Origin of the sequence: Shivajiella indica (assembly GCF_042683085.1) — a bacterium.
GTDB lineage: Bacteria > Bacteroidota > Bacteroidia > Cytophagales > Cyclobacteriaceae > Shivajiella > Shivajiella indica.
Window position 1 is genome coordinate 274748 of sequence record NZ_JBHUIV010000020.1, and the last position, 21298, is coordinate 296045.

General features: G+C 37.9%; 24 protein-coding genes and 1 riboswitch. Of the genes, 6 read left to right on the top strand and 18 right to left on the bottom strand.

Annotation, left to right across the window (positions count from 1 at the left end; translation table 11 throughout):
* Positions 1-30 precede the first annotated feature (30 nt).
* The 10 genes from ACFSKV_RS15320 to pdeM form a co-directional block, all read right to left on the bottom strand.
* Positions 31-801: a DUF1295 domain-containing protein gene (locus ACFSKV_RS15320; RefSeq protein WP_380804622.1), complete on the bottom strand. Its 771-nt coding sequence runs from the start codon at positions 799-801 to the stop codon at positions 31-33.
* Complete coding sequence (locus ACFSKV_RS15325; RefSeq protein WP_380804624.1) at positions 789-1187, bottom strand: DUF2177 family protein; 399 nt, start codon at positions 1185-1187, stop codon at positions 789-791. The genes ACFSKV_RS15320 and ACFSKV_RS15325 overlap by 13 nt, the downstream gene beginning before the upstream one ends.
* Positions 1188-1322: 135 nt before the next feature.
* Positions 1323-1979 (bottom strand): CoA transferase subunit B, encoded by a 657-nt coding sequence (locus ACFSKV_RS15330; protein ID WP_380804627.1) that lies wholly within the window; start codon positions 1977-1979, stop codon positions 1323-1325.
* A 178-nt stretch (positions 1980-2157) separates the two neighbouring features.
* A complete protein-coding gene (locus ACFSKV_RS15335; protein ID WP_380804629.1) occupies positions 2158-2862 on the bottom strand; it encodes a CoA transferase subunit A in 705 nt (234 codons plus the stop codon).
* Between the two features lie 18 nt (positions 2863-2880).
* Positions 2881-3813 (bottom strand): bifunctional riboflavin kinase/FAD synthetase, encoded by a 933-nt coding sequence (locus ACFSKV_RS15340; RefSeq protein WP_380804631.1) that lies wholly within the window; start codon positions 3811-3813, stop codon positions 2881-2883.
* Positions 3800-4486 (bottom strand): tRNA pseudouridine(55) synthase TruB, encoded by a 687-nt coding sequence (truB, locus tag ACFSKV_RS15345; RefSeq protein ID WP_380804633.1) that lies wholly within the window; start codon positions 4484-4486, stop codon positions 3800-3802. The genes ACFSKV_RS15340 and truB overlap by 14 nt, the downstream gene beginning before the upstream one ends.
* A 1-nt stretch (position 4487) precedes the next feature.
* On the bottom strand, positions 4488-5282 hold the full coding sequence (locus tag ACFSKV_RS15350) for an undecaprenyl-diphosphate phosphatase (RefSeq protein ID WP_380804636.1): 795 nt from the start codon (positions 5280-5282) through the stop codon (positions 4488-4490).
* A 3-nt stretch (positions 5283-5285) separates the two neighbouring features.
* Positions 5286-5495, bottom strand: coding sequence for a DUF3098 domain-containing protein (locus ACFSKV_RS15355; RefSeq protein ID WP_380804638.1), 210 nt, complete (start codon positions 5493-5495; stop codon positions 5286-5288).
* Between the two features lie 4 nt (positions 5496-5499).
* Entirely contained in the window at positions 5500-6390 is an 891-nt protein-coding gene (locus ACFSKV_RS15360; protein WP_380804641.1) for a cell division protein FtsX, read from the bottom strand.
* A gap of 51 nt (positions 6391-6441) precedes the next feature.
* Positions 6442-7119, bottom strand: coding sequence for a ligase-associated DNA damage response endonuclease PdeM (pdeM, locus tag ACFSKV_RS15365; RefSeq protein WP_380804643.1), 678 nt, complete (start codon positions 7117-7119; stop codon positions 6442-6444).
* A 153-nt stretch (positions 7120-7272) separates the two neighbouring features.
* Here pdeM and ACFSKV_RS15370 point away from each other — a divergent pair, with 153 nt between their 5' ends.
* From ACFSKV_RS15370 to ACFSKV_RS15385, 4 genes are all read left to right on the top strand, one after another.
* Entirely contained in the window at positions 7273-7683 is a 411-nt protein-coding gene (locus ACFSKV_RS15370; protein ID WP_380804646.1) for a DUF2147 domain-containing protein, read from the top strand.
* Between the two features lie 287 nt (positions 7684-7970).
* A complete protein-coding gene (locus ACFSKV_RS15375) occupies positions 7971-8591 on the top strand; it encodes a DUF4136 domain-containing protein (RefSeq protein WP_380804648.1) in 621 nt (206 codons plus the stop codon).
* Positions 8592-8601: 10 nt separating this feature from the next.
* The gene (locus ACFSKV_RS15380; RefSeq protein WP_380804650.1) at positions 8602-9198 is read left to right on the top strand and encodes an outer membrane beta-barrel protein; all 597 of its coding nucleotides are present in this window, start codon (positions 8602-8604) and stop codon (positions 9196-9198) included.
* A gap of 114 nt (positions 9199-9312) precedes the next feature.
* A complete protein-coding gene (locus tag ACFSKV_RS15385) occupies positions 9313-9861 on the top strand; it encodes a DUF4136 domain-containing protein (protein ID WP_380804653.1) in 549 nt (182 codons plus the stop codon).
* 69 nt (positions 9862-9930) lie between these two features.
* Here ACFSKV_RS15385 and ACFSKV_RS15390 read toward each other — a convergent pair whose 3' ends face one another.
* Positions 9931-10488 (bottom strand): TetR/AcrR family transcriptional regulator, encoded by a 558-nt coding sequence (locus ACFSKV_RS15390; protein WP_380804656.1) that lies wholly within the window; start codon positions 10486-10488, stop codon positions 9931-9933.
* A 385-nt stretch (positions 10489-10873) separates the two neighbouring features.
* Between ACFSKV_RS15390 and ACFSKV_RS15395 the strand changes: the two genes are divergently transcribed.
* On the top strand, positions 10874-11770 hold the full coding sequence (locus ACFSKV_RS15395; protein ID WP_380804659.1) for a hypothetical protein: 897 nt from the start codon (positions 10874-10876) through the stop codon (positions 11768-11770).
* 40 nt (positions 11771-11810) lie between these two features.
* Here the strand turns inward: ACFSKV_RS15395 and ACFSKV_RS15400 are convergent, their stop codons facing one another.
* The 3 genes from ACFSKV_RS15400 to ACFSKV_RS15410 form a co-directional block, all read right to left on the bottom strand.
* Positions 11811-12200, bottom strand: a complete 390-nt coding sequence (locus ACFSKV_RS15400) for a VOC family protein (protein WP_380804662.1) — start codon at positions 12198-12200, stop codon at positions 11811-11813.
* A 130-nt stretch (positions 12201-12330) separates the two neighbouring features.
* Positions 12331-13386, bottom strand: coding sequence for a homoserine O-acetyltransferase family protein (locus ACFSKV_RS15405; RefSeq protein ID WP_380804664.1), 1056 nt, complete (start codon positions 13384-13386; stop codon positions 12331-12333).
* Positions 13387-13466: 80 nt separating this feature from the next.
* The gene (locus ACFSKV_RS15410; protein WP_380804667.1) at positions 13467-14774 is read right to left on the bottom strand and encodes an O-acetylhomoserine aminocarboxypropyltransferase/cysteine synthase family protein; all 1308 of its coding nucleotides are present in this window, start codon (positions 14772-14774) and stop codon (positions 13467-13469) included.
* Between the two features lie 171 nt (positions 14775-14945).
* A riboswitch (SAM riboswitch) is annotated at positions 14946-15055 on the bottom strand.
* 302 nt (positions 15056-15357) lie between these two features.
* Here ACFSKV_RS15410 and ACFSKV_RS15415 point away from each other — a divergent pair.
* Positions 15358-16350, top strand: a complete 993-nt coding sequence (locus ACFSKV_RS15415) for a DUF4097 family beta strand repeat-containing protein (RefSeq protein ID WP_380804670.1) — start codon at positions 15358-15360, stop codon at positions 16348-16350.
* Here the strand turns inward: ACFSKV_RS15415 and ACFSKV_RS15420 are convergent.
* The 4 genes from ACFSKV_RS15420 to ACFSKV_RS15435 are packed head-to-tail and all read right to left on the bottom strand — an operon-like array spanning position 16343 to position 21158.
* The gene (locus tag ACFSKV_RS15420) at positions 16343-16669 is read right to left on the bottom strand and encodes a YbjQ family protein (protein WP_380804672.1); all 327 of its coding nucleotides are present in this window, start codon (positions 16667-16669) and stop codon (positions 16343-16345) included. The genes ACFSKV_RS15415 and ACFSKV_RS15420 overlap by 8 nt on opposite strands.
* Positions 16670-16729: 60 nt before the next feature.
* Positions 16730-18031 carry an amidohydrolase family protein gene (locus ACFSKV_RS15425; RefSeq protein WP_380804674.1) on the bottom strand — a complete coding sequence of 434 codons (1302 nt, stop codon included), beginning with the start codon at positions 18029-18031 and terminating at the stop codon, positions 16730-16732.
* 30 nt (positions 18032-18061) lie between these two features.
* Positions 18062-19444: an amidohydrolase family protein gene (locus tag ACFSKV_RS15430; protein WP_380804675.1), complete on the bottom strand. Its 1383-nt coding sequence runs from the start codon at positions 19442-19444 to the stop codon at positions 18062-18064.
* A 10-nt stretch (positions 19445-19454) separates the two neighbouring features.
* Positions 19455-21158 (bottom strand): amidohydrolase family protein, encoded by a 1704-nt coding sequence (locus tag ACFSKV_RS15435; protein WP_380804677.1) that lies wholly within the window; start codon positions 21156-21158, stop codon positions 19455-19457.
* Between the last annotated feature and the right edge of the window lie 140 nt (positions 21159-21298).

Here is a 21298-nt window from a genome sequence, read left to right on the forward strand (position 1 = left end):
GCTTTTTGCATTTAAAATCTCTAACCCTTATTATTTTTTAGGAGGAAGCGGAAAAAAGACACTGGTTTTTTGCTTGTATTTTTCAAACTCTGGATTGCCCAAATATTTTCTCTCCAACATGGGTACACCAGATACGTACCTCAATAGATAGGTGATCATAATTGGTCCAATGATTGTTATCCATCCTCCAGCTAAGGGTAATGCCAAAATAAAAATTCCCCACCACTGTACTGCATCTCCAAAATAATTTGGATGGCGGCTAAATTTCCATAAGCCTGTTTGAATGATCTTCCCTTTATTATTAGGGTTATTTTTGAACTGCTGAAGTTGGTAATCTCCAAGGGATTCAAAAACAAACCCAAATAGCCAGATCATGACAGCCAGGGAGTCCCACCCAGATAAAGAATTAGGGGGAGAAATGTTAATATACAAAACAGGGAAAGCAATGATGTAGAGAAAAAATCCCTGGAGCATAAAAACCTGAAAAAAAGACCGAAGGTAAAAATACTTCCAGGTTTTTCTCCATTCCAAATACCTAAAATCCTCTTTTTTCCCTTTGTTCCTGTTAAAAATGTGCCAAGCTAAACGAAGGCCCCAAATGGTCACAAGGGAATTCACCAAAATGGACCTTGGATTTTTATTACCTAAAGAAAAGGAAATCCATGCCAGGAAAACAAATCCCAAACCCCAAGCTATATCAGCTACATCATTTCTTTTTTTGAAAACAGCAATTAGAAACCAGCATACCATATAAATAAACAAAAGGCATGCAAGATCCAGATAGGGGTTTACCCAAGCCACTTCATGTAGATTAAATAAGTGAAAACAGAAACTGTAGCCGCAAGGAATGTTCCCCAAATCATATCCACTATCACCATTCTGATGGGCCAGTCCTTAAGTGTCGCCAGATTGGTTAAGTCATAGGTTGCGTATGTGATCAAACCAAATAATGCTCCATATCCCAGTGCATGTTTCCACTCTTTCTTGAAAACAGCCGGCTCAACAACAAACAAAACCAGTCCTACCAAAAATAAAAGGTAAAAAATGATGGCTGCTGCCCAATTTACATTTTCTTTCATCAGAAATCCTATTTGGCTTTGGTAGAAGTTTTTGGCTACCAATCCAAGCCATAGTAGATCCATTGCAAAGAATATCAAGAAGGCTATGATGTAAAGTCTCAGAAACATGAGATTAATTTAACTTTATTTTTTAAAACAAATCTGAAAAATCATAAGAATGAAAATTTAGAATCTAAAAAAAGTTAATCCAAGACCAATTAAAGATTCATACTATAAAAATGCGTCATAGTATGAATCTCAAACTCAAAAAAACATTTCCGGGATTTCCCCATCTACCACCAATTTTCCTTCCGTTTTGGACTGAATCTCTTTCACGCTTACCCCTGGTGCCCTTTCCAATAATTTGAAACCTCCTTCCGGCAACACATCCAATACAGCAAGATCGGTTACAATTTTTTTAACACACCTTTTCCCTGTGATAGGGAGAGTACATTCCTTTAATAATTTTGACTGTCCTTCTTTACTGCAATGCTGCATGGCCACAATGATGTTTTCAGCAGAAGCTACCAAGTCCATGGCACCACCCATACCTTTGACCATTTTTCCGGGAATTTTCCAGTTGGCTATATCCCCGTTTTCAGATACTTCCATTGCTCCAAGTATAGTCAGGTGCACATGTCCACCGCGGATCATTGCAAAGGATTCAGCAGAACTGAATAATGCAGAACCTTTCACCATGGTAATGGTTTGCTTTCCCGCATTGATCAGATCCGGATCGATTTTGTCTTCGGTAGGGAAGGGGCCTATGCCCAACAATCCATTTTCTGACTGAAGAACTACTTCGATATTGTCCGGAATATAATTGGCCACTAAAGTTGGAATACCTATACCTAAATTAATGTACTGACCATTTTTTACTTCTTTGGCTATTCTTTGGGCTATTTGGTTCTTGTTTAGCATAACTCTTGTTAGTATATGTTAGCATTTAAGTTGTGGTTAGAACGGTTTTTTCAGAATGAAAAAACTTAGTGCACCTATTCTTGGAATTCATTACTTGGTACTTTGTACATGGTTCTTGGTACAGGGAAAATATCCATCAGGTTTGACCCTTTCACCAGATCCCTTTTGCTTTTCACTTTCACCTTTTCTCTTCCAGAACTGTTCTATGTTCAATCCTCTTTTCGTAATTGACACCTTGAAAAATTCGCTGTACATAGATACCAGGTGTATGGATTTGGTTGGGGTCAAGTTCTCCGGCAGGTACTAATTCCTCCACTTCTGCAATGGTTATTTTCCCGGCAGCTGCCATCATTGGGTTGAAATTTCTTGCAGTACCCTTGTAGATTAAGTTGCCCGCAGTATCTCCTTTCCATGCTTTTATAAAAGCAAAGTCAGCCTTCAGCCATCTTTCCATCAGGTAAAGTTTTCCATCAAATTCCCGTATTTCTTTTCCTTCTGCCACCTCAGTCCCAACACCTGCGGGTGTAAAGAATGCAGGAATACCTGCACCACCAGCCCGGATTCTTTCCGCTAAAGTGCCCTGTGGGGTTAATTCTACCTCTAATTCCCCTGACAAAAGCTGTCTTTCAAATTCCGCATTTTCACCTACATAGGAGGAGATCATTTTTTTGACCATCCTTTTCTTAAGCATCAGTCCAATTCCAAAATCATCTACCCCAGCATTATTGGATATACAGGTCAGCCCGCTCAGATCTTTTTCCAATAATGCTTTTATACAATTTTCAGGAATTCCACTTAGACCAAATCCACCAAACATCAATACAGCATTTGAAAAAACATCACTCACTGCCGCGTGGGCATTTTCCACAGTTTTGTTGATCATATAAAAGTCTTTTTGGGTTTAATATAATTGTAAGACACGCTGAGCGTCTTCTTTGTCTTTATTCAATTGCTTTTGCAAAGCCTCCAAACCTGAAAATTTGATTTCAGGGCGTAGGTAAGACTTTAATTTCACACACACTCTTTTATCATATAAGTCGCCTTCAAAATCGAATAAATGAACTTCAATCGTCTGGCTATTCCCATTAACGGTAGGACGCATGCCAATGTTGAGCATTCCCCCATAACTATTGCCTTCAATGTAGACGAGCACTGCATATGCACCATCGCAGGGGATCAGCTTATAATCATGCGTAATATGTATATTGGCTGTTGGAAAACCGATAGAACGCCCCAATTGCTGTCCTTTGATAATGATACCGTTCAGCTCATAATCCCTGCCCAGATATTCATTTGCAGTTTCAACTTTTCCTTCTTCCAAAGCCAATCTGATTTTGGTGCTTGAAATACCCACATTGTCCACGTCTTCCCTTGAAATTTCTTCCAGTTCAAAACTATAATGGTCAATGTTTGCTTTAAGGTATTCAAAACTTCCCTCTCTGTTTTTTCCAAACCTATGATCATACCCAATTACTAATTTTTGGGTATTGATGGTATCAATTAGGATTTTCTGAATAAACTCTTCAGAGGTGAGTTCGGAGAATTCTTTGGTAAATGGGATTGTGATCAAATGATCTATTCCAAATGTTCTCAATAGCCTTGTTTTTTCCTCAAAAGTACTTAATAGTCTCAGGTTATGTTCGTCAGGATAAAGTACCAGTCTTGGATGTGGCCAAAAGGTAATAAGCACTGTTTCCCCATTGATTTCATCAGCGATTCTCCGGATTCTTTTGAGTATTTTTTGATGTCCTAAATGTACCCCATCAAAGGTTCCTATCGTGACAACAGGGTTTTTTACAGGACCAAATTGTTCTAATCCTTCATAGATTCTCATCGGGTCTATTTTTGATTTTTTCTATCAAATTAGCCAATTCTTCAGCTTCTTCCAATTTGAATTTTCCAATTCTTGTCCGGGTAAGCGAGGACATATAAGCACCAACACCCAGAATTTCACCCAAATCCCTGGCAAGACTACGGATGTAAGTGCCTTTGGAGCAAACGATCCTGAATTCAACTTCAGGATTATCGAAGCGGGTTATGTCAAATTCAGTCACAGTCACAGGTCTTGCCTCCATTTGAACTTCTTGTCCTTTTCTTGCTGCCTCATAAACCCTCTTTCCTCCCACTTTGATCGCAGAATGCATAGGGGGGATCTGCAGGATATCACCAGTCAATTGCCCGGCAGCCTTTTTTACCTGCTCCAAAGTTATATGGCCTGGGTCTGCAACATCTTTTACTTCCTTTTCCAGATCAAAACTTTCTGTTGTTTTTCCTAGGATAAAAGTACCTACATACTCTTTTTCCTGGGCCATATAGGATTCTATGGATTTGGTCTTTTTACCGGCACAAACAATCAATAGGCCCGTTGCCAGGGGATCCAAAGTCCCGGCATGTCCTACTTTTTTGATTTTCAGTGTATTTCTGACTTTTTTTACAACATCAAAAGAAGTCCATTCATAGGGTTTGTTGATAAGAAAAACTTCTCCGTAAGGCTCTTTTTCCTGCATCCTACAAATATAAACCCGAAATAATAGCAATCAGCCCTACGATGGTACAATAGATGGCAAAATAGCGCAACTTACTTTTCCTGACTAAGGCGATCATCCAAGTACATGCGAAATAACCGGAAATAAATGCAGCAACAAAGCCAGCAGATATATATCCAAAACTCTCGGATTGGTAAGTTAAAGCACCATCCAGGATATCTTTCGCGATTTTCCCCAAAATCAAAGGGACTACCATCAGAAATGAAAATCTAGCTGCTTTATTTTTATCAATTCCCAATAAAACAGAGGTTGAAATAGTAGCTCCGGATCTTGAGATTCCAGGTAACATAGCCACCGCCTGGGTCAATCCTATTATGATTGAATTGGGAAAAGAAACTCCTTTTTCAGTATTTTTGGCTTTATCTGCCAAGAACAATAAAAGAGCTGTTACCAATAACATGAAGCCGACGAAGACCACCTTTCCCCCAAAAAACTGTTCCAATTGTTCCTCAAAAAATAATCCGACGATCACAGCCGGAATCATGGATAGGATGATTTTTACAGTAAATTGGGATTCCTCATTCCATTTGAATTTCAGTAAGCCTTCCAATATTTCGGCAATATCTTTTCGAAAGACCAAAATAGTGGCCAATGCAGTTGCAAAATGAAGTACGACTGTAAATAATAAACTTTCCTCAGGAATCTTTCCATTGCCCAGGATCACGGAACCTAATTCAAGATGTCCACTGGATGATACCGGAAGAAACTCTGTTAAACCCTGGACTATGCCCAAGATGATTGCATCAATGATTTCCATTAATTACTTGGATTCGGGTTTTTTAAAAATCGCGTAAAATTGGAAAATAAAACCTGCCAATGTTACGATAGGTCCAAGTGTCAGCCCTAAAAACCCAAAGCCATGGGGCTCTTTATCCAGACCAATGATGATAAACCCTAATATAATGATGCCGATTCCTATCAGCATTAATCTGTAATTCTCACGTGAAAAAGGAAAGTTGTTATTTGCCATTTTTTTAATAAAGTTCGTCTAAAGACATGTTTAAATATTTGTTGACAGCCTGCATGGTGCTGAATAAGGATAACAATCCTCCTATAACTACCAATCCTGCAAACAAATAATAGAGAAGCATATAGTTTTGTAATAACGCAAATCCGTCAATATTGGCTTTAGTGTATTCAATAATTACAAAAAGTAGTCCAGAAGCTATCAATCCAGCTAAGATTCCGAAGAAAAAGGCGCGTACCAGGAAAGGTTTTTTGATAAAACCTCTCGTGGCTCCCACCAACTGCATACTTCTAATAAGAAATCGCTGTGAGAACAAAGCCAATTTGATGGTATTGTTGATCAACATGACCACCGTAATTATTAAAATGAGTATAAATCCCCCTAAAACCAATGCAACTTTGGTAAGATTCTGATTGATGGACTCTACAAGGTCAGCCATGTATGTCACTTCAAAAACACCATCCATGGTCCGGATCTCTTCCACTATTTCTTTTATTTTATCTGCGGTCTGGAATTCTTCCGCTATGGCCAAAGTATAACTATCCCTCAATGGGTTTTCAGTTAAGAAGCTTTTGAAATCTTCGCCGGTATCTTCTAAAAAAGTCTGGGCAGCTTCATCCTGAGAAATAAATTTCAATCCTGATTGCCCCTCTTTTTTTAGAACATAGGGTTTGGATTCCAGGGAGGATTGAAGCCTGGATTTTACTTCTTCGGATAAGTTTTTATTCAAAAAAATCTGGATTTCTATATTTTCCCGGATTATACTGGTCAGTGATTTGGCTTGAATGACAATCACTCCAAAAAGGCCTACGATAAATAGGGAAAGTGTCGTACTGAACAAGACAGAGATAAATTTAAACCGTCCCAGTTTCGTTTTTTTTCTTGGATTTGTCTTCATGGTCTTTTTGAATTCGTTCAAAATTAAACAGCTTGATGAATTAAACCAACCTTAAGCAGTGAAATTGACAGGAATAACTTTTTTGTCAGTAACCACAAAAGCATTTTCGCTAATCCCACATTGCATGATGGCCAAGCCTGTGAACCTGCCAAAGGCGGGCATTATGATTGATTGTTGCCTTACGAAGAAACATGGCAAACTTATATTCTGCCTGCCTAGTCCATAAAGAGATATGCCTGGATGAATGTGACCACAGATATTCAGCATGCCATTTTTTACGTTTTCCATCGGTTCATGTGAAAGGATAAAAGGACCCATTTCAAAGGTCTCATGGTGAATTTTCCATAAATCTGAACGATAGGAGGGTTCTTCCAGTATATCATGGTTGCCCTTTATCAGGTGAAATTGAATATCTTGAAATTGTGATAGGAATAATTCCAGTTCATTCCAGGAATTGTTCCAATCACTATGAAATAAGTCTCCAAGGAAAAAAACTTCTTCAAGGGGATGAAATTGAAAAAGTTTTTGAATTTTAAGATAATCAGTAAAGTGAACATTCTCTGGGACGGGTATTCCTGACTTTCTGAAATGTGCCGCTTTACCAAAATGAGGGTCCGCAATTAATAAAGCTTTGTAATCCGGAAGATATATGGCTTTTTGTGGTAGCAGATGAATTTGGACTCCCTCCCAATCAAAAATATAAGCCCCCTTTATTGTCAATTCCTGCATGAAAATTTTTTCTAATAAATAGATTTATTTTTATTGTATTTAAACCTAGCCAAAAAACAATTCGTCTTATTTTTGATTCCTAAATATATTATTATCGGTTTATTAAAAACAAATTCGAAAAAGAAGATGGTGGATTTTAAGAAAATTTTAACAATGATGGTTTTTGTTGGATTGCTATCAAATTCATTTGCCCAAAACTCTGAGGCAATTATCGGAAAGTGGTACAATACAGAAAAGGATGCCCAAGTAGAAATTTTTAAGGAAGGAGGGAAATTCTTTGGGAAGATTGTCTGGTTGCAGGATCCAACTGAAAACGGTAAGCCTAAAGTTGATAAAAACAATTCAGATACTGGAAAAAGGCAGCGTCCAATTATGGGGATGAAGCTTTTAAATGATTTTGAATATAAAGGAGGTTCTTGGGAAAATGGGACTATTTATGATCCAAAAAACGGAAAAACCTACTCTTGCATCATCAAAAAGAAAAATGAAAAAACCCTGGAAGTTAGAGGTTATGTAGGGGTTTCATTGATTGGAAGGACAGTAGAATGGACTAGGGCGGAGTAGTCAGAACATGTATCAAATGAATATGATAAAGTCGTGTTACCGCACGACTTTTCTTGTTGGATTCTGGATATAAAGTTGGAGTAAAATACTCAATTTTTTTATTATTGACATTTTTTATGGACTAACTTATTTGGTTAAGGGTTTATTTATAGACGATAGCGTCCTTTTTCTGACCTGAGCATTTCTTTACTTTTGAATTGAAATTGAATCAGTTTGTAAGGTGGAAGCATTTAAACTCTCCCTGTTTATTGATGCTCATTTTCTTCTAAAAAGTAAAATAAAAAGTGATGAAAAAGCAGCTAAAAAATTTAATTATCCCGGTTCTTTTGGGCCTTTTTATCTGGGGTTGTTATCCTGGAGGCCCGGAGTATTATGAGGATATGGATATTGTGTATACCTCTTATGATGTGGAGTATAACTTCCAGGAAGGTAGGACTTATGCCAGACCAGACCAAATTGTAAAAGATGTAAAAATTGACAATGGTGATACAACTTTGATTTACATGAAAGACGTGTATGCCATTCCGATTTTGGAAGCGATAGATAGAAATATGGCCGCCTATGGTTGGTCAAAAGTTGGAATAAACCAAAGCCCTGACATCTTATTGTCACCTGCGGCCATTTCTACCACCACTTTCTTTTACAGTTATTGGTATGATTGGTGGTGGGGAGGTTATTATCCCGGATGGGGTTGGTATTATCCGCCATACTATACAGTTAGCAGCGTAACTACGGGTTCAATGATAATAACTTTGGCAGACCCGAATATTGACAGTCCGATCAATAAATCCCAAACTTCCTGGATTATGGTAGGCAATGGCTTGTTATCAGGTGCTGGAAATGTTAATAGGGTTACTGATGCCATTGACCAGGCATTTCAGCAATCCCCCTATTTAAAAGTTAATTAATGAAATAGCTATGAAAAAGTTAATATATATTACTTCGTTTCTTCTATTTGTAGCTGTAAGTTCAGCGACCGCTCAAAGTTATTCTACCTTTTCTTATTCGGTAGGCATACCTACTTCGGATTTAGGAGATTTTATTTCCAAAACCAGCTGGAGAGGAGTGACCTATGATTATAGGAAACTTGTTCAGCCTAATATCGGTGTGGGATTTACCGTGGGTTGGAATGTATTTTATGAAGAGAAAGGTTCAGCTACTTATACTATTGACAACAGGTCTTTGACCGGAAAACAATGGAGGTATAGTAATAATTTCCCCTTATTGGTTGCCGCTGACTACTACATAAAGCCTGGTGAGGATTTGAATCCTTTTGTAGGTTTAGGATTGGGAACTTTATATACCAATAGGACTACTGATATGGGAATTTATAGATTGGAGAGAGATGCTTGGTCATTTGCCTTTCAACCAGAGGTAGGGATAAAGTATTCCATCAATTATTATGCAGGATTAAACCTATCTCTTAAATACTTCTATGGCCTACAAGCAGGGGATTTTAATGGAGATCAATCCTATTTGGCCTTTAATATTGGATATGTTTTTATGGGTAAATAATTATAAATCTGCTTAAATCAATTTACTGAGGATTGCTGATTTTCGGCTATCCTCAGTTTTTTATTCACTAAAATAATCCTTATGGTAAATCGACCCTTAAAAAACCTGGCAATCATGCTGGTTGTTACATCATTTCTATTGTCTTGTTCTACGATGATGCAAACCTATTCTTATAAAGATAAGAGTGTCAAATTGAAAGAATATAAGACCTATGCCTGGGCCAATTTGGATTATTTTGCAGAGGAAAACAAAAAAGGAAATAAAGTTTATGCCAGGTTGATTTTGGATCTCGCGAATGAGGAGCTAAGTAAAAAGGGATTTGTTTTAGATACCCAAAATCCGGATGCAGTATTTATGTTCGATACAAAAATTGAAGATAGGGTTTCTTACAGCCAGACCCCTTCTGTCAGTGTTGGAATTGGGGTAGGTGGTCCAGGATATTATGTAGGTGGCTCCGTTCCGGTGGCAGGTGGAAATATTGTCCAAAGCAATTATAATGAGGGTATTCTTTTTATAGAAATGTATGATACCAAATCCCAAAAGCTAATTTGGAGAGGGTGGGCAGAAGAAGAGGTTTCCTATACTACTAATTTTGAAACAGATATTACCAGGGCTGTCAAACAGATATTCATGAGACTTCCTGTTACCCATAAATCAAAATAAGCTTTAAAGACATACCAAAAAGAGTTGCTTAGTACCCGTATTCCAGTTCTGGAAAGCCAGAACTGGAATTTATTTTTCAATGATAGTCTTTTTAAAGATACTCTTTGATTCAAATGCGATATTTTGAATGAATTCATAAGAATATCTAAATGGATCAAATCTTGTGAAAAAAGCATCCCTTACCAAACCCCAAAATATGCTTGCAGTTTCCTGATCATCTGGTATTTCTAAAAAATCCGCCCAAAGGGGTAACACCAACCTATCAACTTCCTTATTTCCCTCTTTATGTATATTATAGAAAAAATTATCCTTGGTTTTGATTTCCATTAATTGAACATGGGCCATTATCATATTTTTGCTTTCAAATAATAGGGTGATGAATTCAGGGTCGAAATTTTTACATTTTTGAATACATTGGCAATAATGATCCATAATTCTTTTATGATAATCACAAATTTCCTGGACAAATGTATCTCTATCACCGAAGTAATAATAAAATCCTGATTTGTTCATTTGTAAAATTCTGGACAATCTTTCAACCTGAAGTCCTTCCAACCCCTCCTCTGCAAACATTTGATATCCCAATTCCAACCACTTTTGATATCCTTTCTTATTAAAATTCGCCATTCCTTAATCCTATAAATCCATTTTTTAGAAGATTGAAAAAATTCAATAAAATTCAATAATGAAAATAATGATTATTTTATGAAATTTCATGACTTTTGTCATATTTTAACAATCCATAAAGGTTTTTCAACCACAAAAGCAGTTTTTGTAATTATTTTCTTTAATTCTTGTTGTGGTCGGTAAAATATTAAGTCATAAATGTAACTGGATTTTACTTTATTAGGATTTTTTATTAACCGGATTTTAATTTTTTTCCTTGCTTCATTTGGCTATTGATTACACTGAATGGATTGTTTTCTTTAGGTTTTAAAGAAATTTAGTATTTGACTTTTTTTATTTTTTGGTTGATTTATTGGTATATTAATAGCATAAAATCCTTCCCATTATGTTTAAAAAATTTATTTTATTTCTGATTTTTATATGCTTTTCTGGTGGGCTCACTTTTTCTCAAACCACGAAGACCAGGATTCAACCTGGTAAATTGTATCAAGAAGGAGAAAGTCTTTACGCACCAACATATGGGTTTCAGGCATCTGTACCAAATGGTTGGATGGGTAATCTTCCAAGGGAAAGTGAAGTGTTTCTGCTGATGTCTTCTATTCCCGGTCAATTTGGAGAGGTATTTGTTTTTGGTAGGGAAAAAATTGACCTGAATGTATTGGCCGAAAAATGGAAAAAAGGAGAGAACGTTTCGGAAACTGTACGGCTTAAGGCAATTTCTCCCTCGATCAAAGATGATTTATTGAGTTCAGAGGTAGTGGCGGAAGGAAATTATGTCAATCCCAACTATAAAGGCTTTGCAGCTACCCGGTGTGGGAATAATGGTTATTGTATTACTGTTTTGGCGATTTCCTCTGAAGAGAGTTTTCTTGAGGTCAATAAAACTGCAATAGATTTATTGAAGTCCGCAAAATTTGAAGAACCATCCAATGCTTCACCCTATGAAAATTTTGATTGGAAGGCATTTTTATCCAATAAACTGATGATATCCTACATCGAAATGAGACAAGGTCAAAAGCAAACCCAGGTCAACCTTTGTGAAAACGGTACTTTCACTGCAAACGTTAGAAAAAAGGGCATTATGAAAGAAGTTAACCCCCAATATAGAGGTAATATGAAGGGAAGCTGGTCGATTGAAGGTTCAGGTGAAATTGCTGTTATGGTTCTGAATTTCCAAGGTAAAAAATTAGCGCCACTCAGAATTAATTTAAAAATTGAAGATGAGCAGATTTTCGCCAATGAAGAAAGATATTACGCCAGTGAATCTGTCAAATGCAAATAGAATTATTTATTGAATTATAATTACTGGTTATAAAATTGGTTTATTCCCAAATCCCAGCTGGAACAATCTCCAATATATGACCAAATGGATCCTCAAAATAGAAACTCTCCAGATTGTATCTCCATTCCTGTTCATGGGTAATGAAAATGCCTTTTTTCAGGATCTTGGTTTTGGTTTTTAAATACTCTGACTTATCGACTTCAAATGCAATGTGTTGTTTCCCAAAAGCATAATGGGGAGGAAGCGTTTTTTCTTCCTTTGTGACTTCAGGGAGAAAACATAATAAAACAGAACTTCCGCAACGGAAAAAAATATGCCGCCCCTTTACTTTTGAAATCACAGGCATTTCCAAAATTTCATGATAAAAGTTTTCAGCTAAATCAAGGTCTGAGATATATAAGCAGGTTTCTTTGATTTGGGTAAATTCCATTATAAAATCTACAAAAACCCTCCTTCCAGTCCAATTGTATTGTTGAAGATTGCATAATGATTTTTTTAGACTTGCATTTTGATACTTCAACGGCAAAATTAAATAAATGGAGGTTTTAATTTATCACTAATTAACTGTTCCCCTCAAGGTAAAATCCCTGAAGGATATATTGCAATTGTCCGTATTCAATCAAAAATGCATCATGGCCATAGGATGAATTTATTTCATGGTAAGAACCTTTTTGTACATGTTTGGCGATGAACTGGGATTCTTCTTTCAAGAATAAGAGATCCTTGTTCACTCCAATAGCCAAAACTTTTGAGGGTATTTGGGAAAGCGCAGCCTTTGCTCCACCTCTTCCTCTTCCAATATCGTGGCTGTCCATGGCTTTGCTCAATACCCAATAGGAAAAGGCATTGAATCTGTTTGCAAGTTTTTGACCCTGATACCTTAGGTATGATGAAATTCTAAAATTATCCAGTTTTTCGTCCTTGTCCGATTGTTTCAATGCAAAATCTTCAGGATGCCTATAGGAGAGCATCGCAATAGCCCTTGCCGCTTCCAAGCCTTTTTTTCCGGCATCAGGGTGATTTTGTCCCCAGGTACTGTCAGCTTCAATGGACATTCTTTGGGTTTCATTAAATCCAATAGTCCAAGGGGAAGTTTTGGCATTGGAAGCCAATATGATGGTGTTTTTTAACCTTTTTTGGAGTAAATAAGCCCATTCTAAAGCAACCTGTCCTCCTAAAGATCCACCGATCAGGGTATTGATCTCTGATATACCTAAATGCTTTCTCAAATGGTCCAGGCTGTTTGCCAGGTCCCTGGGCGTTAAATTGGGGAAATCATAGTAAAATGGCTTACCTGTGGCTGGGTTTTCAGAAAGGGGGCTTGTTGATCCATAACATGACCCCAAAAGATTTGCGCAGACAATGAAGTGTTTTGAAGGATCATAAAACTTATCTTCTCCCACAAGACCATTCCACCAATCGTTTACATTGGCATCACCGGTAAGTGCATGGATTACCCAGACTACATTGTCTTTTTCTGTTGTCAAATGCCCTTGTGTGGTGTAGGCAAGTTGAAAACCTTGTAAGTTCTCCCCTGATTCAAGTTCCAAAATACCTTCATGTTTGTAGGTTTCCTGCGCCATATCGATAATCAAATAATTACTCCTCAAATTCATTGCTTCCCACTGATTTTACTTTTTAATTTTTGGGACCATCCTGGAATTGAATGGCCCCAAATGTCCAAAAGGTTTGATAGTTAAACTTTTAAATTATTAAAGGCCTGCTGTAGGTCTTCTTTGATATCTTCTATATGCTCAATTCCCAAAGAGAGGCGCAAAAGGGTAGGGCTTACTCCGGCAGCCAGTTGCTCTTCTTCAGATAATTGTTGGTGGGTAGTGGCTGAAGGTTGTATTATAAGTGTTTTGGCATCACCCACATTGGCCAAGTGGGAAATCAATTTTAAGTTATTGATAAACTGGGTTGTTCCTTCCTTATCTCCTTTCAGTTCAAAGCTGAGAACACCTCCAAATCCATTGGGCAGATATTTCAAGGCAAGGGAATGATAAGGGGAAGATTTTAATCCAGGGTAATTGACCTTTTTTACTTTGGGGTGTTTTTCCAACCATTCCGCAATAGCCAGTGCATTATCAACTGTTTTTTGTACACGCAAAGAGAGGGTTTCCAGCCCCTGAATTAATAGGAAAGAATTAAATGGACTCAGTGCAGGGCCAAAATCTCTTAAGCCTTCCACCCTTGCCCTAATGGCAAAGGCAATATTGGGAAGACCTAATGGATTGTTTTCCCCAAAGATTTCCCAAAATTTTAACCCATGATATCCTTCAGACGGTTCGGTAAATTGAGGAAACTTTCCATTTCCCCAATTATAGTTGCCGCCATCTACAATAATCCCACCAATGGAAGTTCCATGTCCTCCTATCCATTTTGTGGCAGAGGCAGTCACAATATTGGCCCCATGTTTTAAGGGTTGGAAAAGATAACCGCCCGCACCAAATGTATTATCCACAATCAAAGGAATATCATGTTTTTGGGCAAGTTTGGCAATCGCTTCAAAATCAGGAATGTTGAATTCCGGATTCCCTATCGTCTCTAGGTAAATGGCCTTGGTTTTATTATCAATCAACTTTTCAAAATCAGAAGGGTTATCCCCTTTGGCAAACCTTGCTTCTATTCCTATTCTTTTAAACGCAACTTTAAACTGATTGTAAGTACCTCCATAAAGAAATGATGTAGAAACAAAATTTTCACCTACCTGTAGAATATTATTCAATGCCAGAAATTGGGCTGCCTGACCTGAAGCAGTTGCCAAAGCAGCAACCCCGCCTTCCAATGCAGCTACCCTTTGTTCAAAAACATCAGTAGTGGGATTCATAATCCGGGTATATATGTTTCCGAATTCTTTCAAGGCAAATAAGTTAGCTCCATGCTCTGCAGAATTAAAAATATAGGAGCTAGTCTGATAAATTGGTACAGCTCTGGAATTCGTGGCGGAATCCGGGGTGTGCCCTGCATGAAGCTGAAGCGTTTCAAAGCGATAATTGGACATGATTTTAGTGGTTTAGAAGTGAAAATTAAATAATTAAATAACTCTTGTATATGAAACAAGTACTGGGGGAAATTCCAAAACATGCATTGGAATGCTAATCTCAGAAGTATTTAAGCACAAATTAGAAAGGGAATTTTTGCAAAGCAAGAAAGGAATGCTCATGTTGTTCAGAATTTATATTTCCAATTGACAATAGGTACAATTGGCAGGAATTGGCACCTTGGATTTTCCAGGTTGCCAGAGGGTCTTCGAGCCTGTCTCTAACCTCTTCTTTATAAATCCCTACACGATAAAAGTGAAAGGATGATGCAAATTAAGAAGAGAGGATTAATAATTGCAAGGATTAATTGTTTTTTATTTGCAGTGATTTTTCTGTTCATTGAAGCGTAATAGTGTTCAAAAATGGACTTTCAATACTATGTTCCTGATGCTTGGGATAATAAATAAAAAATGGACTGAGCTAATCATCTGCCATTCAAGATTTTTGCGACCTTTTTGAAAAATAATTGTTTGGAAGCAAATCAGATGGAAAAAATTGGCATTCGTTTGGTGGAATATAGAAAAAAAATGAATTAATAATTGTATGAAAAGTTCGCTAGTTTCCAGAGGGTTTACATCCATTCTATCAAATAAAAAAATAAATCTGATTTTCACACAGGTATTTCTTTTAGGATCCCTGATGTTTCTTAGCAGCTGTCTGGGCGATGATCTTACAGTGGTCTCTGAATTAAACCAGGACTTTGAAGGTATTACCGAAGTGGAAGTTGATGGAGCCTTCATGGATGTCCAGTATATCGGTGAAAGTGGAAAGCAGGTCTTGAACCTGGATGCAGTTTTAAGGTCTAATTCTGATAAAAAGTATGAGGTGAAATACCGAATTGTTGGTAGCACCCTTCAGGTGTTCATCGAAACCAATAGCCGCCTTTTTAGTGGAGGTGCAAAAGGAGAAGGCTATATCAAACTCACAGGTCCCAGAAATATGAAGCTGGATCTTGAAGCAGGTTCAGGAAGTGTAGATGCCCACAATGTGGTAGCCACAGAAATCGAACTTAATGTGGGGTCAGGAACCATAAGTGGCAGAAACATTACAAGCCCAAAAATTTCCTTGATTGTTTCCTCCGGTTCAGGGAGAGTTGAGGATATTACCGGCTTGGTAAAAGCTACAATAGCTTCAGGGAAGTTGGATTTGGTAAGAATAGACGGTGATGTAGAGGGAGAAGGATCCTCTGGACAAATTGCATTTATTGATATTAACGGATCGGTAAAATCGAATATAAGTTCAGGAAAAATTGAAATGACCAATGTCAAATCCATTGGTCAGATCAATGTTTCTTCCGGACAATTATTTGCTACAAATTCAGGACTAAGCCCGCAGACCAACCTGAAAGCTTCCTCTGGAAATATTTATATTCAGACTTTCAGCAACCTTATGGATTATAATTATAACATAACTGCCGGTAGCGGAACAGTAAGGGTAGGGGATGCCCAATCCTCAGGGACATTGAACATCAATAATGGTTCCGCTAATACCATCAGGGGTGAAGTGAGTTCCGGTAAGATTGAAATTGTCAATTAATGATTTTTTCAATTTTCACGGCCGTACCTGCAGCAGTGACCATCAGCATTCCATCACGTATAGTTTCGTAATCCAGATCGATTCCGATAACCGCATTGGCTCCAAATGCTTTGGCCTGCATTTCCATTTCTGCCATGGCAGTTGCTTTTGCTTCTCTTAAAACGCGTTCATAAGCCCCCGAACGGCCACCGACTATGTCGGTGATACTGGCAAAGAAATCTTTAAATACATTGGCTCCAATGATAGTTTCTCCTGAAACTATTCCTAAATAGGAAGTGATTTTATAACCTTCAAGTTGGTTTGTTGTACTTACGATCATAACTGATATCTAAATAAAAACCGCAGTCAATTTTGACTGCGGTTTAAACATAATTTACTTTTAGTTTTTTTCCAAACCCGGTGATCTTTCCAAAAATTCCTGATACAGTTTAATATGCCTGTTGCTCATTGGAATTCTATATCCTTCGATGAAGACATGTCTGATTTGGGTTTTTGTTTCGAATGGATCTCCGGTGGAGACCAATAATGTAGCATCTTTCCCTTCCTCTATGGAACCCATTTTATCCGCAATGCCAAATACTTCTGCCGCATTGATGGTAACTGCTTTGAGTGCCTCTTCTTTTCCCATACCATAAGCCGCAGCAAAGCCAGCATTAAAGGGTAAGTTTCTGGTATTTTCAGCATCATTTGATCGGATTACCACTTTTACACCTGCTTTTGCCATTTTTCCCGGGTTGGTATAAGAAGCATCAAATCTATCTGATTGTCTTGTTGGAATTGAAAGCATGGGGCCGGTAATCACCGGGAATTTGGCTTCTGCAATTTTATCTGCAACTCTCCATCCTTCAGCCACACCGGTTAATATAGCCTTGATATTTTTGGACTTTAGCCATGCAATGGCATCAAGGATATCTGAGGCTGCATTGACTTCAACCAAGAGAGGTAGCTGACCACCTATCACTTTGGCCAACTGTTCCATTTCAGGATAGTATTGCAATTCGGCATTGGCCGTTTGAAGTTTATAATATGTCTCAGCTCTTTCCCATATTTCATTCAAAGTTTTTTGAGCCTCTTCAGCTTCTTTTTTGATATCCTCATCACTTCTTCTGTCCCAGGTGCTTCGTCTGGCAGATGAGGGGAAATTCAGGACTACTCCCTCAAAACCAGCAAACATTTGATCCGGGGTATAACCGTTTAAATTGATCAGGGCGGCAGTTCCCGGGAACAAGCCCCCTGAAGGCGTAGCCAAAGTTGTTGTCACCCCGCTTACCCGTGTAACAGGAATAGCAACTGAACTTGGATTGATTGCTACCAAAGCTCTCATATTTGGGGTAACCTGACCTATTTCAGCAAAGTCCTGGGTTTCTGCAACGGAATTTACTTCCACTAGACCCAATCTGCTTCCCCCATCCAATAAACCCGGATAAATGAATTGACCGGTACAATCAATTATTTCTGCATCTGCTGCAGTTAAATTTTTTCCAACACCAATGATTTTACCGTTTTCGATCAAAACACTTCCGTTTTCGATGGTCCCTTTGGTAACTGTTACTACTGTACCGTTTTGTAGCAAAAACTTTCCAGTCCTTGGTTTGACAAATTCTCCATCAAATTGGGCATTTACCGCTATTGGCAACACTGTCAATATGAAGGCATATACAATGTATTTCAAATTTTTCATTTTCATGCTTTTTATTGAATTGATGGACTATTAGTGTGAATGATTGAAAAGACTTCTTCCAAAATTGCTGAAGAAAAAATCCACATCCTGCATACATCTATGCTCATGTTCTTTAAGGAAAATGGGTTCAATAGCTTCACTCGCACTGACCTTTAACCTCATATCATCAGGATCCTCATTGATATCGAAATATTTAATTCCATCCACAAAGGTCATTTGAGGTATGGCATAAACGGAAAGTGGATGTCCTTCAAAAATTACCAAATCCGCTTGCTTGCCTTCTTCAATTGAACCTACCTTGTCATCTATTCCAAGTTGTCTGGCTGGATTGATGGTGATCAATGCCAAGGTTTGTTCATCATTCAATTCACCATATCGCTGTGCCTTTCCAGCTTCATGGTATAAATGACGGATCAATTCAGCTGAGTCGGAATTGATGGAGGTGATCACTCCATTTTCCATTAAGATTGCTGCATTAAAGGCGGTAGAATAATAAACTTCAAACTTATACGCCCACCAATCTGCAAACACAGATGCACCCATTGTGTATTCTGCAAGTTCAGGTGCTACCTTGAACCCCTCATTCACATGAGAAAAAACTATTTTATCAATACCAAATTCCCTACAGGTGTTGATAAGGGCATATATTTCATCTGCACGATAGGAATGACAATGAATGATGATTTTTCCATCAAGGATGTCTGCCAAGGTCTGTAATCTGGTATCATATTTTGGAGGAACAGGGTTTATGCCTTTTTGTTTCAGTGCATTTTCATAGGCTGTCCATGCCTTCTTGTATTGAATGGCTTCATTAAATCCATTTCTGATGACCGCTTCAACCCCCATACGGGTTCTTGGTTGAATGCCATTTCCTCTCCCATGAACTCTCGTAGGATTTTCGCCCAGGGCAAATTTGATCGTTCTGGGGGCTTCTTTCATAAACAGATCCTCTGGATTTCCGGAACCATACCTATGTTTCAATGTGATGTTTTGTCCACCGATGGCATTGGCAGAACCGTGCATGGCATGCGAAATGGTAACACCTCCTGCCAAAGCCCGGTAAATTCCAATGTCATAAGGATTGACCACGTCTGCCATGCGTACCTCCGAGGTAATCGGGGCTGTTGCCTCATTTACTGCATCCAAAGCAACATGAGAGTGGGCATCTATGATCCCCGGCATCACATATTTTCCCCTTGCATCAATGGTTTCAATATTGGAAGCACTGAGGTTTTTACCAATTTTTTTGATAATTCCGTTTTCGACAAGGACATCAGTTTCATTTAAAGTTCCATTTGTAACTGTTAGGACAGTTGCATTTTTTATCAGAACAGAACCTTTTGGAGTCTGGGCTTGGGTAGTAATACAACCCAAAATCAAAAAGCCTGTAAGAATATATTTTATCTTTTTCATTTCTTTTGGATTATTGATTGGATTGATTTGGTCTTTTTGTAGCATTTAATGGAAAACTACCGTATTCCGTTAATGACATATTACCGGAAAATTGATTTGCATTGACATCTCCATTTACACTGACCTCTAAAGACATCCCTGCAGCGGCAACATTAAACGTAAAGGTCAAATTAGATCCTGAAAGGGAAATGTTTTTCATTTCCGAAGTTGCCTTCCCATTTCCAGCTGGATCATCATAACTGATGACACCTTTTAAATGCTCTCCTTCTTTTTTGATCTCCATGATTCCTCCTGAACTTCCGGCAGGGGTATCTGAAGTATATTCCCAAATTCCGACAATATTTGGAGCTTTTCCATTCTCACCTGCGCCTCCATTCCCACTTTTCTTTTTTAATTCATAATCAAAAATATAGCCGTCAGCTATCACATGTTTAACCTGTGATTCTTCAGTGAATATTGGTCCGGTCATGATGACCATATTGGCAAGCTTGCCTTTTTCAATAGTTCCTGTAAACCTTTGGATACCTAAAATGTTAGCGGTATTGATGGTCAAAGCAGCCAATGCAGCATCTTCACTTAAGCCATTTTGAATCATCAATCTGATGTTTTTGTACATTTCATTAGGATTGGCTCCTATGGTCGTAAATCCGAAGGGAATACCAGCTGATTCCAGTGAAGAAGCCTGCTTTAATACCTTTTGATAGGCATCTTTTATTTTTTGGGTTCTTGCTTTCATTTCATCTGATAAATCCTCTAAGTTGGTACTTGCTGTTTTATCATTTGGAAGTTTAAGTCCAAGTAAAACCTGTGCATTGGCTTCTTTTATTTCTTTAATGACATGTTCCACATCGGCTACATTTACCAAAATCAACCGGAAACCATTCTCATTCTTTAAAGACAATACCCTTCTTATTTCAAGGTCATTAGATACCTCAAAAGTAATGGGGATCTTTTTATTCAAAACAGGAAAAAATGCTTCTAAGGTTTTATTTACCTCAGGCCTGCTAATCCCGGAAGTAGAAGCAAAAAGTGTGTGATGTTTTTCGGATAATTCTGCATTTTTATATAAATCCCTGAATTTTGCCATCATTCCCATTTGGGTACCCGGATACATTCCTCTTCCTCCTCCTGAACTTCTGAACCTTGCGTGTAATGAGGTGTTTTGGGCTAAAATATTGCTGGATTCTTTTCCCCCGAAGGTCACTATGGAAGATTTGCCTGGAAGCATTCCCCCATCAGGTATGATTTGGGAAACTGTAAAACCGACCTTTCTCCAATCCTGAACCTGGGTGCTTTTGGAATCAAAATAATCCAATACGTTTCTCCAAGGTGTAATGCCTGCGATTTCATCTGGCGGATAGGAAGGGTCAAAATTAGCAGGCCTTTCCGGTTCAGCAGGTTTATTAATCCCAGTATTTCCCGCCCCATCAATAAAGCCAGGATAAATAAATAGGGAATCCATAGTGATAACCTGTGCTTCCGATGGAATTTTAATATCGCTTCCAATGCCTTCAATTAATCCATTTTTTATGAGCACTGTTGCTCCGGAAATTGACTTTCCTGGAGATGTAATTACAGTTGCATTGGTAAGCGCATAGGTTCCCGTAACCCTTCTTTCACCTTTTGGGTCACTTTGAGAAAAAGCAGACACAGCAAAGCATAAAGCCAGAAAGAATAAGCTACAGAATACCTTTTGGTTGAATCGGATATTCATATGAGTTAAGGCAGTTTTTTAAGAATTTAATTCGGATGAAGCTAACAAAAGAATTTTTTTTCAAAAAAGTTATTTTTTTTTACGCATGAAAAACGGTTAAGAACGGCAAATATTTTCTTACATAATACATTTTAATTTAT

What these genes read in the sequence shown, in the direction of transcription:
- ACFSKV_RS15325 (WP_380804624.1), bottom strand. Translation starts at nt 1,187, where the DNA reads ATGTTTCTGAGACTTTACATCATAGCCTTCTTGATATTCTTTGCAATG.
- ACFSKV_RS15330 (WP_380804627.1), bottom strand. Translation starts at nt 1,979, where the DNA reads ATGCTAAACAAGAACCAAATAGCCCAAAGAATAGCCAAAGAAGTAAAA.
- ACFSKV_RS15335 (WP_380804629.1), bottom strand. Translation starts at nt 2,862, where the DNA reads ATGATCAACAAAACTGTGGAAAATGCCCACGCGGCAGTGAGTGATGTT.
- ACFSKV_RS15340 (WP_380804631.1), bottom strand. Translation starts at nt 3,813, where the DNA reads ATGAGAATCTATGAAGGATTAGAACAATTTGGTCCTGTAAAAAACCCT.
- truB (WP_380804633.1), bottom strand. Translation starts at nt 4,486, where the DNA reads ATGCAGGAAAAAGAGCCTTACGGAGAAGTTTTTCTTATCAACAAACCC.
- ACFSKV_RS15350 (WP_380804636.1), bottom strand. Translation starts at nt 5,282, where the DNA reads ATGGAAATCATTGATGCAATCATCTTGGGCATAGTCCAGGGTTTAACA.
- ACFSKV_RS15355 (WP_380804638.1), bottom strand. Translation starts at nt 5,495, where the DNA reads ATGGCAAATAACAACTTTCCTTTTTCACGTGAGAATTACAGATTAATG.
- ACFSKV_RS15360 (WP_380804641.1), bottom strand. Translation starts at nt 6,390, where the DNA reads ATGAAGACAAATCCAAGAAAAAAAACGAAACTGGGACGGTTTAAATTT.
- pdeM (WP_380804643.1), bottom strand. Translation starts at nt 7,119, where the DNA reads ATGCAGGAATTGACAATAAAGGGGGCTTATATTTTTGATTGGGAGGGA.
- ACFSKV_RS15370 (WP_380804646.1), top strand. Translation starts at nt 7,273, where the DNA reads ATGATGGTTTTTGTTGGATTGCTATCAAATTCATTTGCCCAAAACTCT.
- ACFSKV_RS15375 (WP_380804648.1), top strand. Translation starts at nt 7,971, where the DNA reads ATGAAAAAGCAGCTAAAAAATTTAATTATCCCGGTTCTTTTGGGCCTT.
- ACFSKV_RS15380 (WP_380804650.1), top strand. Translation starts at nt 8,602, where the DNA reads ATGAAAAAGTTAATATATATTACTTCGTTTCTTCTATTTGTAGCTGTA.
- ACFSKV_RS15385 (WP_380804653.1), top strand. Translation starts at nt 9,313, where the DNA reads ATGCTGGTTGTTACATCATTTCTATTGTCTTGTTCTACGATGATGCAA.
- ACFSKV_RS15390 (WP_380804656.1), bottom strand. Translation starts at nt 10,488, where the DNA reads ATGGCGAATTTTAATAAGAAAGGATATCAAAAGTGGTTGGAATTGGGA.
- ACFSKV_RS15395 (WP_380804659.1), top strand. Translation starts at nt 10,874, where the DNA reads ATGTTTAAAAAATTTATTTTATTTCTGATTTTTATATGCTTTTCTGGT.
- ACFSKV_RS15400 (WP_380804662.1), bottom strand. Translation starts at nt 12,200, where the DNA reads ATGGAATTTACCCAAATCAAAGAAACCTGCTTATATATCTCAGACCTT.
- ACFSKV_RS15405 (WP_380804664.1), bottom strand. Translation starts at nt 13,386, where the DNA reads ATGAATTTGAGGAGTAATTATTTGATTATCGATATGGCGCAGGAAACC.
- ACFSKV_RS15410 (WP_380804667.1), bottom strand. Translation starts at nt 14,774, where the DNA reads ATGTCCAATTATCGCTTTGAAACGCTTCAGCTTCATGCAGGGCACACC.
- ACFSKV_RS15415 (WP_380804670.1), top strand. Translation starts at nt 15,358, where the DNA reads ATGAAAAGTTCGCTAGTTTCCAGAGGGTTTACATCCATTCTATCAAAT.
- ACFSKV_RS15420 (WP_380804672.1), bottom strand. Translation starts at nt 16,669, where the DNA reads ATGATCGTAAGTACAACAAACCAACTTGAAGGTTATAAAATCACTTCC.
- ACFSKV_RS15425 (WP_380804674.1), bottom strand. Translation starts at nt 18,031, where the DNA reads ATGAAAAATTTGAAATACATTGTATATGCCTTCATATTGACAGTGTTG.
- ACFSKV_RS15430 (WP_380804675.1), bottom strand. Translation starts at nt 19,444, where the DNA reads ATGAAAAAGATAAAATATATTCTTACAGGCTTTTTGATTTTGGGTTGT.
- ACFSKV_RS15435 (WP_380804677.1), bottom strand. Translation starts at nt 21,158, where the DNA reads ATGAATATCCGATTCAACCAAAAGGTATTCTGTAGCTTATTCTTTCTG.